This is a genomic window from Pseudomonas sp. P39-UII1, assembly GCF_039672635.1.
Taxonomy (GTDB): Bacteria; Pseudomonadota; Gammaproteobacteria; order Pseudomonadales; family Pseudomonadaceae; genus Aquipseudomonas.
This window is the reverse complement of sequence record NZ_JBDFPP010000003.1, coordinates 85,886-100,297: the sequence shown is the minus strand read 5'-3', so window position 1 is coordinate 100,297 and position 14,412 is coordinate 85,886. Positions and strand designations below refer to the sequence as shown.

General features: G+C 63.2%; 9 protein-coding genes and 1 pseudogene. 5 read left to right on the top strand and 5 right to left on the bottom strand.

Going from position 1 to position 14,412, the window contains the following annotated elements; all coding sequences use genetic code 11:
- The first annotated feature begins 40 nt into the window (after positions 1-40).
- Positions 41-1,228 (top strand): YbfB/YjiJ family MFS transporter, encoded by a 1,188-nt coding sequence (locus ABEH27_RS05625; RefSeq protein ID WP_346612616.1) that lies wholly within the window; start codon positions 41-43, stop codon positions 1,226-1,228.
- Here ABEH27_RS05625 and ABEH27_RS05620 read toward each other — a convergent pair whose 3' ends face one another.
- Complete coding sequence (locus ABEH27_RS05620; protein ID WP_346612615.1) at positions 1,229-2,140, bottom strand: LysR substrate-binding domain-containing protein; 912 nt, start codon at positions 2,138-2,140, stop codon at positions 1,229-1,231.
- A 135-nt stretch (positions 2,141-2,275) separates the two neighbouring features.
- Here ABEH27_RS05620 and ycaC point away from each other — a divergent pair, with 135 nt between their 5' ends.
- A complete protein-coding gene (ycaC, locus tag ABEH27_RS05615) occupies positions 2,276-2,905 on the top strand; it encodes an isochorismate family cysteine hydrolase YcaC (protein ID WP_346612614.1) in 630 nt (209 codons plus the stop codon).
- A 196-nt stretch (positions 2,906-3,101) separates the two neighbouring features.
- On the opposite strand, the gene ABEH27_RS05610 is transcribed toward ycaC, so the two are convergent.
- The 3 genes from ABEH27_RS05610 to ABEH27_RS05600 form a co-directional block, all read right to left on the bottom strand.
- Entirely contained in the window at positions 3,102-3,680 is a 579-nt protein-coding gene (locus tag ABEH27_RS05610; protein WP_346612613.1) for a PBECR2 nuclease fold domain-containing protein, read from the bottom strand.
- A gap of 283 nt (positions 3,681-3,963) precedes the next feature.
- Positions 3,964-5,751, bottom strand: a complete 1,788-nt coding sequence (locus ABEH27_RS05605) for a monovalent cation:proton antiporter-2 (CPA2) family protein (RefSeq protein WP_346612612.1) — start codon at positions 5,749-5,751, stop codon at positions 3,964-3,966.
- 122 nt (positions 5,752-5,873) lie between these two features.
- Positions 5,874-6,848, bottom strand: coding sequence for a GlxA family transcriptional regulator (locus ABEH27_RS05600; protein WP_346612611.1), 975 nt, complete (start codon positions 6,846-6,848; stop codon positions 5,874-5,876).
- 179 nt (positions 6,849-7,027) lie between these two features.
- Between ABEH27_RS05600 and ABEH27_RS05595 the strand changes: the two are divergent.
- Positions 7,028-7,387, top strand: a pseudogene (locus tag ABEH27_RS05595) (AraC family transcriptional regulator); the annotation flags it as partial.
- Positions 7,388-7,493: 106 nt separating this feature from the next.
- Here ABEH27_RS05595 and ABEH27_RS05590 read toward each other — a convergent pair.
- Positions 7,494-12,554, bottom strand: coding sequence for an AAA family ATPase (locus ABEH27_RS05590; RefSeq protein ID WP_346612610.1), 5,061 nt, complete (start codon positions 12,552-12,554; stop codon positions 7,494-7,496).
- A 285-nt stretch (positions 12,555-12,839) separates the two neighbouring features.
- On the opposite strand from ABEH27_RS05590, the gene ABEH27_RS05585 reads away from it, so the two are divergent.
- Positions 12,840-13,832: a response regulator gene (locus tag ABEH27_RS05585; RefSeq protein ID WP_346612609.1), complete on the top strand. Its 993-nt coding sequence runs from the start codon at positions 12,840-12,842 to the stop codon at positions 13,830-13,832.
- Positions 13,829-14,194 (top strand): response regulator, encoded by a 366-nt coding sequence (locus ABEH27_RS05580; RefSeq protein ID WP_346612608.1) that lies wholly within the window; start codon positions 13,829-13,831, stop codon positions 14,192-14,194. Before ABEH27_RS05585 ends, ABEH27_RS05580 begins: the two co-directional genes overlap by 4 nt.
- The last annotated feature ends 218 nt before the right edge of the window (positions 14,195-14,412 follow it).

Here is a 14,412-nt window from a genome sequence, read left to right as displayed (position 1 = left end):
TCCTTACAAACAAGCGCCGCAGCCGGCGCGAGGGCAGATCATGAATGTCTCGACTCAACGTGCACCCTGGTTGCCTATCTGGAGCGGGCTGTGTGCCAGCCTGGTCGGTATCGGGCTGGCACGCTTCGCCTATACACCGCTGATCCCGGCTCTGATCGAGGCGCACTGGTTCGCCAGCTCGGCGGTGGTCTACCTGGGGGCGGCCAACCTGGCGGGTTATCTGATAGGCGCGCTACTGGGCAGGCCGCTGGCGGCGCGCTGGTCCAGCCGGGCGGTGCTGCGCGGCATGATGGTCCTGGTCAGCCTGGCGTTCCTGGCGTGTGCCTGGCCGCTGTCGGTGGGGTGGTTCTTCGGCTGGCGGCTGCTGTCGGGGGTGGCGGGCGGCGTAATCATGGTGCTGGCGGCCAGCGCGATCCTGCCGCATGTGGCTGCAGCGCGCCGCGGGCTGGCCAGTGGCGCGATCTTCCTTGGCATTGGCCTGGGCATCGCCGCTGCCGCCAGCCTGGTGCCATGGCTGCTGGGCAAGGGCCTGCAGCAGACCTGGCTGGGGCTCGCGGCGTTCTCGTTGCTGCTCACGCTCAGCAGCTGGGCCGGCTGGCCAGCCGAGCACGCGCATCAGCAGGCGGGGCCTGTGCCCCAGCCAGGCAGTGTTTCGCCGGCAATCAAGGTGTTATTCGGCCAATACGCGTTGATGGCCACGGCCTTGGTGGCCCCGATGATGTTCCTGGTGGATTATGTCAGCCGCGGGCTGGGCGCTGGCACCCACGCCGGCGGGGTGATCTGGGGGTTGTACGGCCTTGGCGCAATTGCCGGGCCTGTGATCTACGGGTTGCTGGCCGATCATCTGGGTGCCCGTGCGGGCATCCGCCTGGTATTGCTTGCGCAACTGATCGCCTTGGGCGTTTTGCTGGGCAGCCAGGACTTGCGCCTGCTCGCCGCTGCCGCGCTGTTGATCGGCTCGTTCCCGCCAGGGATCGTGCCGCTGGCGTTGGCGCGGGTGCATCAACTGGTTGAGGGCCACGCCCAGCAGAATGCGATATGGAGCCGCGCCACCGTGTCGTTCGCCAGTTTTCAGGCGATCGCCGGGTACGCATACTCGGCGTTGTTCGCCGCCAGTGGTGGCCACTACGCTACGCTGTTCGCCGTGGCGGCCGGTGCTGTGTTGCTGGCGCTGCTGGTCGATCTGCTGCTCAAAGGTGAAGCCCGAGCGATGGCTGCGCGGGTCTGATCAGGCCATATCGCTAGTGGCGAATTCCTCCGCCAGGTGATCGATCAGCGACCGAACCGAGGGCAGCAACCCGCGCCGCGACGGGAAGATCGCGTGCACGATGCCGCAACGCGGGTGCCATTCCGGCAGCAGCTCGACCAGCCGGCCTTCCGCCAGGTCTTCGCGCACCGCGACCCTAGGCAAGTGTGCAATCCCCACCCCGGCGACCACGAAATGGCGCAGGGCGAACAAGTCGTCGGTGACCATGCGCGGGGTGTGCGGGATCACGATGCTGCGGCTCATGTCTTCACCCTGGAACAGCTCCCACTGGTACTCCCGCTGGGCGCTGCCCCAGTGCACGCTGGGCAGCGTGCCGAGCAGCTGTGGATCGAAGCCTTTGGGCAATTGCTGTAGGTACTGCGGGTGGCCCACCAGGCACTGGGTACTGTTGCTCAGCACCTTCATGACCATGTCGGTGTTTTCCAGCGGCGGGAAGCGCACGCGCAGCGCCACGTCGAAGCCTTCATGCAGCAGGTCGACGCGGCGGTTGGTGCTTTCGATGAACAGTTCCACCTGCGGGTATTTGAGCATGTAGCGGGTGAGCATCGGCCCGACCCAGGAGTTGAGCAGTGTGGTCGGGCAACTGATGCGCACCAGCCCGCGTGGCTCGCTGCGGTTGCGCTCGATGATCTCCGCCGCGCCTTCGGCTTCAACGCGCATGGCCAGGCAACGGTTGTAATAGGCCTGGCCAATCTCGGTCAGCGAGCAGTGCCGGCTGGTGCGGTGCAGCAGGCGCACACCCAGGCGGTCCTCAAGGTCGGCGATGCGTCGGCTGAGTTTCGACTTGGGCATGTCCAGCGCCCGCCCGGCCGGGGCGAAGCCGCCGTGCTCGACCACCTGGGTGAAAAAGTAGAGGGAGTTCAGGTCTTCCAATGATCGTTCTCCAGGTGGAACGCTAAGGGCGATTTTCGCAGTCTACCGCTCTAAAGGTGATGATTTTAATCTGTGCCCATCAACGCGAAACACCCCAGATTGCTGAAAAATTCATAAACCTTAGGAGCACAGACCATGAGCAAATTCACCTACAACCGCCTGAACAAAGACGACGCTGCCGTGCTGCTGGTCGACCACCAGGCTGGCCTGCTGTCGCTGGTGCGTGACATCGAGCCGGACAAGTTCAAGAACAACGTGCTGGCCCTGGCCGACCTTGCCAAGTTCTTCAACCTGCCGACCATCCTCACCACCAGCTTCGAACAAGGCCCCAACGGCCCGCTGGTACCGGAGCTCAAAGCCCTGTTCCCCGACGCCCCGTACATCGCCCGCCCAGGCCAGATCAATGCTTGGGACAACGAAGACTTCGTCAAGGCAGTGAAGGCCACCGGCAAGAAGCAACTGATCATTGCCGGTGTAGTGACGGAGGTATGCGTCGCGTTCCCGGCCCTGGCCGCGCTGGAAGAAGAGTTCGACGTGTTCGTGGTAACCGATGCCTCCGGCACCTTCAACGAGATGACCCGCGAAGCAGCCCACGACCGCATGAGCCAGGCAGGGGCGCAGCTGATGACCTGGTTCGGTGTGGCGTGCGAACTGCATCGCGACTGGCGCAACGATGTTGAAGGGTTGGCGGCGCTGTGCTCCAACCACATTCCGGATTATCGGAATTTGATGACCAGCTATAACGCGTTGACTGCTGGTAAGTAATACGAAGTAACTTTATGCATGGCCTCCGCAATGGGGCCATCGTTGACTAGATCCTGAAGTGTTGTTAGCGTTTTACGTGAGCGCGAAACCAGCTGCCATTCAGCGGCAATAGCTGGCGTAGGAACCCCGTCGATGGCTGGATCATCAACGTCGGGTGAGACCTCCACACCCTGGCTTGAGGGTGTGTATATGAATATCAAGCATGGTTACAGGGCCACTGGTGACAGTGGCCCTTTTCTTTGCTCGACAGCAAACAGTATCGCTTGTAGAGCAGTTTCCCATGACGATGCTTGTTCAGTGCCTTTGCATCGCACTGCATGAAGTTCCACAACATTTTGCCGTTGTGGAGTGTTACCACCACCAGCATCTGCCGCTTGGTCTCGTAAACGCCTATGAAAGCCAGCCTGTTGGTGTCATTGGTGTAAGCGACCTCCCACACCTCGAACGGCCCGGTTAATGTATCCAGCGCTACTTTCACATAACGTTCCCTGGCGTCTTGTCGTTTCTTGACGATGTGGTGTACACAGCTGCGCTGAATTCGGATAACGCCCATTGGGGTGGTGACGGTTACTGAGTCAGCCCTTGCATTGCTCAAACCCAGATGGATTGCAGCAAGCTCCATTGCGGCATCGTGCGATGGGGCAGCGGCTAACTCTTCAACGGGTTGGGTACGCATATCACGAACAAGCGTTCTGAGATCGGGCTGTCGCTCGTCCCGCCAGGTATTCTGGCCTTTCTTCTCTGCGACGCTCGCGGTTGGATTGGTGGAGCTCAATGGATACCTGGCTGCGATCAGAGTCGCTGGAGCGGTGGCGACCAGGTGAGCCTATTGAGAAGGGTTTCCTCGGGCTATCAGACGAGGGGGGACTCATTGTGTAGGGTGTTTCCTCAATTAAGGTGGGGCAGCTCTCGAGATTTCGAGTCCAAAAAAGAGGGCAGAAGCCTAATGCTGTTCACTTAAGAATGCCGGTGCCGCTCTGCGGCCACAACACCGGCGATGCATAACTTAAGTGAACAGCATTAGGCAGAAGCCCTCTTTGTGTTTCGACCTACCAGCCTCAATCCGCATCCGAATCAAACAACCGCTCCAGCTCCACCCGCGCTTCCTTCGCCGTCTGCATCACCTTGGCCCGGTCATCACGTACCTGCCCCTGCGCCTCCAGCACTTCCTCGTCATGCTGGGCAAACCGCTCGATGCGGTCCGCTGCCTGTTCACTGCTCAGCCCGAGCCCGACCAGCGCGCGGCGGGTCATTTCCAGGCTCGAATAGAACGTTTCGCGAATCGGCTCGGCACCTACGTCCACCAGCTTGTGCACATGCTGGCGGTTACGGGCGCGGGCCAGCACCTTCAAGTGCGGGTACAGGCGCTTGACCCGTTCCGCCGTGCGGGTGGTGACTTCCGGGTCGTCGGTGGTGATGACGAAGTATTCGGCCTCGCCGACCTTGGCTGCATGCAGCACTTCGGGGCGCAGCGGGTCGCCGTAGAACACCGGGGCCTGTTCGAACATGCGAGTCATCTCGATGGCGTCCACCGAAGTTTCCAAGGCGACGAAGGGGATCTTCTGTGCACGCAGGATGCGCGACACGATCTGCCCCATGCGGCCCATGCCGACGATCACCACACGCGGCGTGCCGGCGTCGATGGTCTTGTACTGCTCGGGCACCTCCCGCGCAGGTTGCGGGCGTTTGAGGGCGCGGGCGCAGCCGAGCATCAACAGCGGAGTGATGGCCATCGACAGGGTGATGGTCATCAACAGCAGGTCGTAGGTCTGGGTATCGAACAGCCCTTGGTCCTTGCCCAGTTTGAACACCACGAAAGCGAATTCACCGCCAGCCGCAAGCACCATACCCAGGCGCAGCGCGCTGGCGCTGTTCAGGCCACCGGCCAGGCGCCCGACGCCAACCAGCAGCACCAGTTTGACCGCCACCAACAGCAAGGTCAGCCCCAGCAGCACCAGCGGCATTTCCAGCAGCAGGCTCAGGTTGGCGCCCATGCCGACGCTCATGAAGAACAGCCCAAGCAGCAGGCCTTTGAAGGGTTCGATCTGCGACTCCAGCTCGTGGCGGTATTCAGAGTCGGCCAGCAGCAGGCCGGCAAGGAAGGCGCCCAAAGCCATGGAAATTCCGGCTTCCTCCATCAGCCAGGCGGTGCCGATCACTACCAGCAGCGCGGTGGCGGTGGACACTTCCGGCAGGCCGGTGCGGGCGACGATGCGGAACACCGGGCGCAACAGGTAGCGACCGCCGACGATCACCACAGCGATGCTGGCGAACACCTTCAGGCCATGCTCCAGGCTGTCACCGTGGCTGGTGTCCGGGCCGCTGGCGGCCAGCAACGGGACCAGGGCAATCAGCGGGATCGCGGCGATGTCCTGGAACAGCAGAATGGCAAATGCCAGGCGGCCATGTGGAGCGTTGAGCTGCTTGTTCTCGGCCAGGCTCTGCAAGCCCAGGGCGGTGGACGACAACGCCAGGCCAAGGCCGACCACGATGGCCGCCGGCAGCGACTGGCCGAAGCCGAACAGCGCGATGGCGCCGATCAGTGCGCCAGTCAGCAGCACCTGCGCAGTACCCACGCCGAACACCGACTTGCGCATCAGCCACAGGCGTTTGGGGGATAATTCCAGGCCGATGATGAACAGCAGCAGGACCACGCCCAGCTCGGAGATATGCGCCACGCTTTCAGTGTCGCGGATCAGGCCGAGGGCTTGCGGGCCGATGGCCACGCCGGCCAGCAGGTAACCAATCACGGCACCCAGTTGCAAGCGTTTGGCCAGGGGGACGGCGAGGACCGCGGCGAGTAGAAAAATCACCGCGGTTTGTAGAAGGCTGCCTTCGTGTGGCATTGGCTCGAACTCCATGAGCTGCCGGGGCAGCGTTAGAACAGTGTGGCGGACAATTCTGGGGATTGTGGCTGTTTCAAACAATCGGGGCTGCAGGAGAAACATTGTCCCGTATTGGTTGACAGTCAGCCGCCACCAAACTGCGCTCGATACTGCGCCGGCGTCATGCCGATCCGCTCGCAGAACACCTTGCGCATATGCCGGTCACTGCCAAATCCACACTGCGCCGCCACCACCTTCAACGGACGGTCGCTGCCTTCGAGCAGTTTGCGCGCCTGGTCGATTCGCGCATTCTGCAGGTACTGCAACGGCGTTATGCCCACCTCGCGCTGGAAGGTTCGGGCGAAATTGCGCCCACTCATCGCCACCAGGTCGGCCATCTTCTGCACGGTAAAGGCCTGGTCTATATGGTCGACGATATACGCCTGCACCCGCGCGATCGCCGAGCCATCGCGCGGTACCGCTGCCAGCAGCGGCCCATAAGGTGTCTGCCCGCCCTGGCGATGGCGGGCCACCAGCAGCACCTTGGCCACTTCCAGGGCCAGCGCCTTGCCGTGATCTTCCGCGACGATGGCCAACGCCAGGTCGATGCCTGCGGTGATCCCGCCAGAGGTGATCAAGTCGCGGTCGACCACGTAGATCTGCTCTGTCTCGACCTTCGCTTGCGGGAACGCGCGTGCCAGGCGCTCCACGTAATTCCAGTGCGTAGTGCAGCGATAACCGCCGAGCAGGCCGGCCCGCGCGAGCAGAAAAACCCCAGTGCAGATGGCGCCGAAGCGTTTGGCACCCCGTACAGCCCCAGGTAGCCAGTGCTCCAGCTCGGGCAGGGCGACGTCATAGGCCCCAGGCCCGCCCGGTACCAGCAGCAGTTCGATGTTGGCGGGGAGGTCTTCCAGGCGTAGATCTGCCAATACCTTCAAGCCGCATGAACTGCGGATGGCACCTTGGCTTTGCGCCACGGTAACCAGCCGGTAGCGCCGGTCTTCAGGCAAGAATCGGTTGGCGATGGCAAAGACATCCATGGGGCCGGTGACGTCCAGCAACAGCACATCGTTGAACAGCACCATGGCCACGGTGCGATGAGCGCGATTTTCCTGCATACCTCTTTCGCCTTGAATACTGGCCGCTTGCGGCGGCGTGAAGCTGAGAACGAAGTGCATCTTAAGGTATCGGTAACGCGGCGGGGCCAGCAGCGCTCAATTAAGAACTATTCAGGTTTGGCTCAGGACTTTGTCACCTGCTGAGGGCGAGACTTTCTGCATTGATCAGGAGAGTCGCCATGAACCCTGGGACGCCCCAAAACTGCCCGAATACCCCCGGTGCCCTGACCCCCGCGCGCCTGCGCCAGGCCAAGGAACTGATGCTGCGCAGCTCACTGTCGATCATCGAGATCGCGGGTGTGTGCAACCTCACGCGCAGCCATTTCTCGCGCGCCTTCAAGGTCAACACCGGCCTGTCGCCCCAAGCCTGGCGCTTGCTGGCGCGCATGGAGAAGGCCAAGCGCCTGCTGGCCACAGAGGCGCCGATCACCCACGTGAGCCTTGAATGCGGCTTCTGCGACCAGGCGCATTTCACCCGCGCCTTCAGCCGCCTGGTCGGCCAGCCACCCAAGGCTTGGCGCCAGTCGACGCGGGTGAACCTTAAGACGGCTTTATCCCCCGGTATAAGCCCTCGGGCCAGTGCCGAGGTCCGCTATTCAACCCAAGGAGTCATCCCATGAGCCAACGCCGCGACAGGCTAACGATTCAGTTGCCAGCGGGCATCGGCATAGTAAAACGAATCCTGCACCCGCCCAGCTCCGAAACCTGCGCCTGCAGCTGCCCACCATGGGCTTGCACCACTGAACCGCAGATCGCCAGCCCCATCCCCAGGCCGCTGCTCTTGGTGGTATAGAACGCTCCGAACACCCGCTCCCGGTCTTCTGGCGCGATCCCCGGCCCGTTATCGTCCACGCAAACCTCCACCCTGTCCGCCAGCACCTGGGACGAAATTCGCAGCAACCCATCACTGCGATACCCCGCCAATGCCTCCAGCGCATTGGTGATCAGGTTGAACACCAGCTGCTGCAACTGCACCGGGTCGGCCATCACGCTCACGCCCGCCTGTAGCTGGGTCTGCACGTTCACTGTGCCTCTGTGGGCGTCTGCCGAAGTCAGCCGCACTACCTCGAGAATCAACTCATCCAGCTTTACTGCCTTGAGCTGCATCGGCGATTGCTTGGCCAACGAACGCAACGCCCGCACGATGTTTGCCGCGCGTTCGCTGTCGTTGCGGATGTCTTCCAAGCCTGCAATGGCTTCGTCCAGGTCGGGCTGTTCACGCTTTAGCCAGCGCAGGCTGGCGGCTGCGTTGGAGGCGATGCCCAGCAACGGCTGGCTGATTTCGTGGGCGATGGACGCCGACAGCTCATTCATCACCTGCAGGTGCGCACTGCTGGCCAGCGCTGCACGCGACCGGCGCAGTTCGGCCTCCATCTGCGCGCGGGCCTGGTTGTCTTCGGCCAGGCGGGTATAGAACTTGGCGGTCTGCAGCGACACTGCCGCCTGTGACGCAAGTATCTCGAGCATGGCCAGGCGCTGGCTGCCGAACAGGTTCGGCACCAGGCGGTTTTCCAGATAAACCAGCCCGATCAGCACACCCTGGATCACCAGCGGCAGGCAAAGCACCGAGCGCGCATGGCGTGCATGCAGTTCCGAGCGGAACGCTTCCGGGCAATCGCTGAGCGCGTCGTTGAGCACCAGCGGCTTCTTGGTGCGCATGGTGGCGTTGATGATCGACAGTGGCGCCTGGGTGAGGAACTTCTGGCAGTTGTCCATGCGCACGTGCAGGCCAGCGTCGTCGATGTAGGCCAGGGCCGCCATTTGAAACTCGGCACCGCTGACGATCAGCAAGGCGCCGTGGTCGGCACCGGAGTGCTGGGTCAGGTGGCCCATCAGCGTTTCGATCAACCCTTCGAGCAACACCTCTTCGGACAATGCCCGTGCTGCCTCGACACCGGCTTCCAGGTCCAGCCGTGCCTGGCTGGCGGTGCGGTAGGTTTCCTGCACGGGTTGCGTGCGCAGAAATGGGTGCAGGGTCTCCAGCTGGCGCACCTTGCCGGTCGCGCCCCAGATATGAAAACAGTCGCGGGCAATGCGCAGGTGCAAGTTGGCGCCAGAGATCAGCCCGCTGGGGATGCACACCTCTGCCAGCTGCTCATGGGCCAGGGCCTGCTCGTGAATGAAGCCGGCTGCGGTGGCCGCGATCTGCGCCTGGTCGAAGCAGCGGATAGCAGCCAGGCCATCGCCGTTTAGCTTGGCGATCACGCCTTCGATCAACAGCAGCTTGTTGCGAAAGGTCACCGGGTTGAAGCTTGCCCAGCCGGCGAAGCGCTCGCGCACTGTTTGCAGTTTGGCCAGTTTGCTGGCGAGGCTGCCGGGTGCTTCCGGGCTGCCCAGGGTCAGCCCATGGAACAGGTGATAGTCGGCCAGGTTGATGTGCGCAGGCGCCGCCCAAGTGTGTTCGGCGGCGCAGGCCAGGCTGTGCATCGCCTGTTTGATGTTACCCATATAAAAGGCCGACATGCCGCTGAACAGGTGCTTGAAGAACAGGGTCGTGTGCGACTTCACCTCTACAGTCGAGCCTACGAAGGGGGTGCCGCTCAGGTTGGCGACAAATGCCTGCTGGGCCAACAGAATCTGTTCCACATCGCTATAGTGAACGCGGCGCACCGTGGCCAGGCCTTGCGCCACCTCGGCGGCGACGTCCTGCAAGAAGCGGCCCATGAACAGCGAGTCTGAAACCAGGTGATTGCAGGCGTAGCAGCTCATCGCCAAATCGCCGCTGACGCGGCCTGAATCGACCGCCTCCAACGCGGTGCGCCGGGCGAATTCCATGGGTGCAGTCCAGGCGCTGACCTGGTCGAGGGCGAGCAGAGCGCTGGTCAGGTCGGTCTCGAAGCCATGCCGCTCGATCAGCTTCAAAGCCGCAAGGCAGTAGGCATGCCCGTCGTGGTAAGCACCGAAGCGCTCGGCGATCATTACACCGAACCAGGCCATGCCGTAGGTGCTGCCAGGCGCGACGCCCTGGACCAGGGACAGCTCCATGAGCTTGGCCAGGTGCAGAAAGCAGACGTCCTCCTGCACGAAAAAAGACGACGACAAGGTCGCGAGCAGGCTGATCGCAACCGTGATTTCTTCAGAATCGGTGCGTGGCAGTGACTCCAGGCAGTGACGACCTTGCTGCTCGATCAGCCCTTGCACGCGGTCATAGCTGGCCTCGACTTGAGCCTGGTTGGCGCGCCGGGGCAGGGTGATGCCCAGCAGTTCGAGGCCCGAAAGCGCCACATCGATGCCCGCCTGATAGTCACCACGCAATGTGTGCAAGCGTGCCTGCAGCCGGCATACCCGGGCCTTGTCCGGGGCCGCGCGTGCCCGTTGCCGGCATTCAGTGATGCGCGCTTCAGCCTGAGGCATGTGCGACAGCTGCATGTCGCACTCGGCCGCCATGCAGGCGATGGCGAAGGCATGCTCGGCATGTGTGTCGGGCGCTGCACTCAGGCGCAGCAGGTGGTCGGCCGTGTTCAGATAGCCGGCGGTCTGGTCAACCGCGCCATTGTCGCGCGCACGCAGTGCGGCTTCACGCAGCAACGGCAGGAACGCTGCACAGTCATCCGCTGCAAAGGCCCATGGGGTGGCGCGTTGCAGCTGGTTGGCGATGGCGAATACACCGTCGCGTGGCTCGTTTTTCCAGGTGTGGTGCATAGCCTGCGCAATGCGCGCATGCAGTGGCGCTCGCTCACGTTCTGGCGTGAGTTCGTAAGCGGCCTCCTGTACGCGGTCATGGGGGAAAGCCAGGCCCTGTTTTCCCGGTTGCAGAAAGCCTGCTGCAATCAACGCCCTGAGTGGCTCGGTAGCAAGCCCGGCAGGCAGGGCCAGAAGGCACTGCAGCAAACGCTCGTCACAGCGGTTGCCCACGGCGCTGGCGATGCGCAGCACATCGCGTTGCGCAGCAGGCAGGCGCGCCAGGCGCTGGACCATCAGGTCGGCGACGTTGTCGGCATAACGGTGCCGTGCCACCGCCTCCAGCGACCATGTCCAGCGCATGGCCTGGGTGTCGAAGGTGAACAGCCGATCCTCGACCATCGCAGTGAGTATCTGATTGATGAAGAACGGGTTGCCGGCGGTCTTGGCGTGCACCAGCTCAGCAACCTGCAATGCCGCTTCGGGGGGCACATGGTAGCGCTCGCAGATCAGCTCCGTCACCGCGCCAACGGGCAGCGGGCGCAAATTCAGGGTAGTGCTGTGTATAGCTGTCGGGGCGTTGTCGGGTGCACTGCAACCCCGCGTATCGTTGCGCTGGGCGACGATCAGCAACAGGTTGCCTGGAGGGTTGGCGAACAGCTCCAGCAACAGGTTCCGCGTGGCGTCGTCGGCCCACTGCATGTCGTCGAGAAACACCGCCAGTGGGTGCCCCGGCCGGCTGAACACATGGAGGAACTCGACGATGGCCCGCAGTTCTTTCTGCAATGCCAGGCGCGTGGGCTTCTCCGGCAGCTCGGGCAGTGGGCCGATGACCAGTTTGAGGTCTGGGGCAAGCTTGCCCAGCAGCCGGCCACGGCCTTTGATTCGGCGCAGGATCTCGCGGCGCAATGCATCCAGGTCCTGGCTGTTCTTCGCCAGCAACTGGGTTGTCAGCGATTGCAGTATTTCGATCCAGGGCCCGTAGGGCACAGCCTGTTCCGGGCTATTGCACTTGCCGGCCGCCCAGTAACCGTGGGCTTCTGCCTTGAGCGTGGCTTCGACCAGGCTGGACTTGCCCATGCCGGTGGCACCGTTGATGAACAGTGCTTGAGGCGTGCTGTCACGCCGCGAGGCTTTCAGCAGCAGGGCGATGACCTTGTGCTCGGCGGTGCGGCCGTACAGGCGCTCTCGGCTGGGGGCTGCACTGTCGGCGCAGCCCGGCTCGAAGTTTTCGATGGCCTTCCTTGTCGCCCATTGCCGCTGGCAATGGGCGAGGTCGATGGCCAAAGCCTGGGCGCTCTGGTAACGGGCGTCGGGTTCTTTGGCCAACGCCTTGGCGAGAATACGGCTGAGTGGCAGCGGCACCGTTGCGTCGAGTTCACTGGCAGGCCGTGGTTGTACACCCGCATGCAGCTGGCGCCAGTGCAGCTTGTCGCGCCCGCTCAGCGGCAGTTCGCCCACCAGCAGGTGGTAGAGGATGGCGCCGAGGGCGTAGATATCACTGCGTTGGTCGCTGCTGCTGCCGTGGGGGCAGATTTGCTCCGGTGCCAGGTACGACCAGTTGCCGATCGGCGCATTCTGGCCGCTGACCAGTTCGGCACTGCCGGCGCGAAAGCAACCCAGCCGCACACGCCTTGGGTGCTCGATGCACACGTGCTCGGGTTGCAGGGCACCATGCAGCACATTGCGTTCGTGAGCCTGCGCCAGGGCGTTGGCAGCATTCACCGCCACCTCGAGGAACGGCATGATAGCCGCAGGGCCATGGGCAATGAGGTCGGCGATGGAGCGGCCGAGGGGGTAAACCAGCAGCGGGCCTTCGGCCGAGCGCAAGAGGGCCGAGGGAATCACCGCCCATTGCGGGTCAAGCTGCAGGCGGTAGTCGCGTTCGAGGCGTTGGCACGCCGCCGGGGCCTCTACCGGCGCACGCACGGCGAGCCAGGCTTGCCGAGTGACGGGGTCACGCAGGCGGAAGTAGGTGAGGTCACCTTCCTGGCCCAGGGGGGTGATATCGCACCGGTTAAGCCAGCTTTCATCGAGCGACTGGTCGTAATCGACAGGCCTTTGCGCAAGGCGTTCATCGAGCATTCAACACCCCTGCTAACGACATCCTGACGCCCGAGTATACGCAGCAAGGCCGCTAGACTCGGCGCTTGCAGGCAGCATGGCAGGAACGGGCACCATCTTGACTGTTATGGTGCCCAGAGGGGCGGCGGGCACTTGTATCCTAGGCTCTGTACGAAAAGCCTTGAGACGCAGGGCTTTTCGTACAGAGCCTAAGGCCAACCTATCCCTCGGGATAATTGTTTGAACGTGGACGCTGGCCTAGATTGCACATGGCCGCGCAACCGCCCGTGCCTGCGAGAGACGTTGATGATCCGATTAGGCAATGCCCAAGTGTCGCTGCAGCGGCGGGAAGCTTTTCTCGACGGCAAGCCGATCCCGTTGGGTGGCCGCGCGTTCGAGGTGCTGGCGACATTGATCAGGGCCCAGGGCCGGGTGGTCGCCAAAGACGAGCTGTTCAGCCAGGTCTGGGCTGGCACGGTGGTCGAAGACAACAACCTGCAGGTGCAGGTATCGCTGTTGCGCAAGGCCTTCGGCAACCCCGGGCTGATCCAGACAGTGCCGCGCCGTGGCTATCGATTGGCCGCAGATATCACCCTCGACGTGCCCTGCATGGCGTCGGGAAAATCGCCATTGTGCGGTTTGGCCGAGATCATCGAGCCGGTCGGCGATATCGCAAACGTGCCGGTGCTGGTGGTCGATGACGACCCGTCGGTGCGCAACGCCCTGGGGCGGCTATTCCGCTCGCAAGATATCGCCCATCGGCTGTATGCCTGCGCCGAGGAACTGCTCGAAGGCCAGGTCGACACGCCCTATGCCTGCCTGCTGCTGGACATGAACCTGCCCGAGGCCTCTGGCCTGGAGGTGCAAGATGCCCTGCGCCGGCTCGAGCTGCCGTGGCCGGTCATCTTCATGACCGGCCACGGCACTATCCCCCTGACCGTGCAGGCCATGCGGGCCGGGGCCGTGGAGTTCCTGACCAAGCCTTTCGACGAAGCGCAGCTGCTGGCGGTGCTCGATGCTGCGCGCGCGCGTGCCTTGGTGCAAGGCCGCAAGTGGCTGCAGGCTCGGCAGGTCAAGGAGAAGTACCAGCGGCTTACCCAGCGTGAGCGCCAGGTGTTTTCGCTGGTGGTCGATGGCCTGTCGCACAAACAGATCGCCAGGCACATCGGCACCAGCGAGGTGACGACCAAGGTTCACAAGAAGAACATCATGAACAAGATGCAGTCCCGCTCGCTGGTCGAACTGGTCGCCATGCACAACCTCATCGAGGCCCGTGCCGAGGGCCAGGGCGCCGCATGAGCAGAGGGGTGTGCATTGTCGACGACGATGCTTCAGTGCGCAAAAGCCTGGCCAACCTGCTGCGTTCGGCCGGTTTTGGCACGGTGCTGTTCGCTTCGGGGGAAGAGCTGTTGGCATCGGAGCAGGCACCGATGGCCGGGTGCGTGCTGCTGGACCTGAAAATGCCTGGGCTGTCAGGTTTGGAGGTTCAGCGTGAGCTGGCGCAGCGGGGCTGGCGGTTGCCGGTGATCTGCATGTCGGCGCATTGGGATGACCTGGCGGTGCAGATGTCGCTGAGGCTCGGGGCGCGGGCTTGCCTGGGGAAGCCGTTCAGCGAAGAGGCGTTGCTGAAGGTGGTCGAGGAGGCCTTGGCGAATAGATAGGGCGCTATTCGCGGTGGGCGTCAAGTGCATGCCTTGAGCGTTGTGGCGATGCGTAAATCGAGCGCCGCCCGCGCGGCGCTTCGCGGGGCAAGTCGGATCGCCGCACCGCCGCTCCCACATTTGTTGCAACGCGCCGTTCCAGTCAGGCCATGGTTGTTCGCCTTGGTGCATGACCGATGACAGGTGAGGCGACAGCAGCGCCAGCCGAGAAACCGCGT

What these genes read in the sequence shown, in the direction of transcription:
- ABEH27_RS05625 (WP_346612616.1), top strand. Translation starts at nt 41, where the DNA reads ATGAATGTCTCGACTCAACGTGCACCCTGGTTGCCTATCTGGAGCGGG.
- ycaC (WP_346612614.1), top strand. Translation starts at nt 2,276, where the DNA reads ATGAGCAAATTCACCTACAACCGCCTGAACAAAGACGACGCTGCCGTG.
- ABEH27_RS05605 (WP_346612612.1), bottom strand. Translation starts at nt 5,751, where the DNA reads ATGCCACACGAAGGCAGCCTTCTACAAACCGCGGTGATTTTTCTACTC.
- ABEH27_RS05600 (WP_346612611.1), bottom strand. Translation starts at nt 6,848, where the DNA reads ATGCAGGAAAATCGCGCTCATCGCACCGTGGCCATGGTGCTGTTCAAC.
- ABEH27_RS05590 (WP_346612610.1), bottom strand. Translation starts at nt 12,554, where the DNA reads ATGCTCGATGAACGCCTTGCGCAAAGGCCTGTCGATTACGACCAGTCG.
- ABEH27_RS05585 (WP_346612609.1), top strand. Translation starts at nt 12,840, where the DNA reads ATGATCCGATTAGGCAATGCCCAAGTGTCGCTGCAGCGGCGGGAAGCT.
- ABEH27_RS05580 (WP_346612608.1), top strand. Translation starts at nt 13,829, where the DNA reads ATGAGCAGAGGGGTGTGCATTGTCGACGACGATGCTTCAGTGCGCAAA.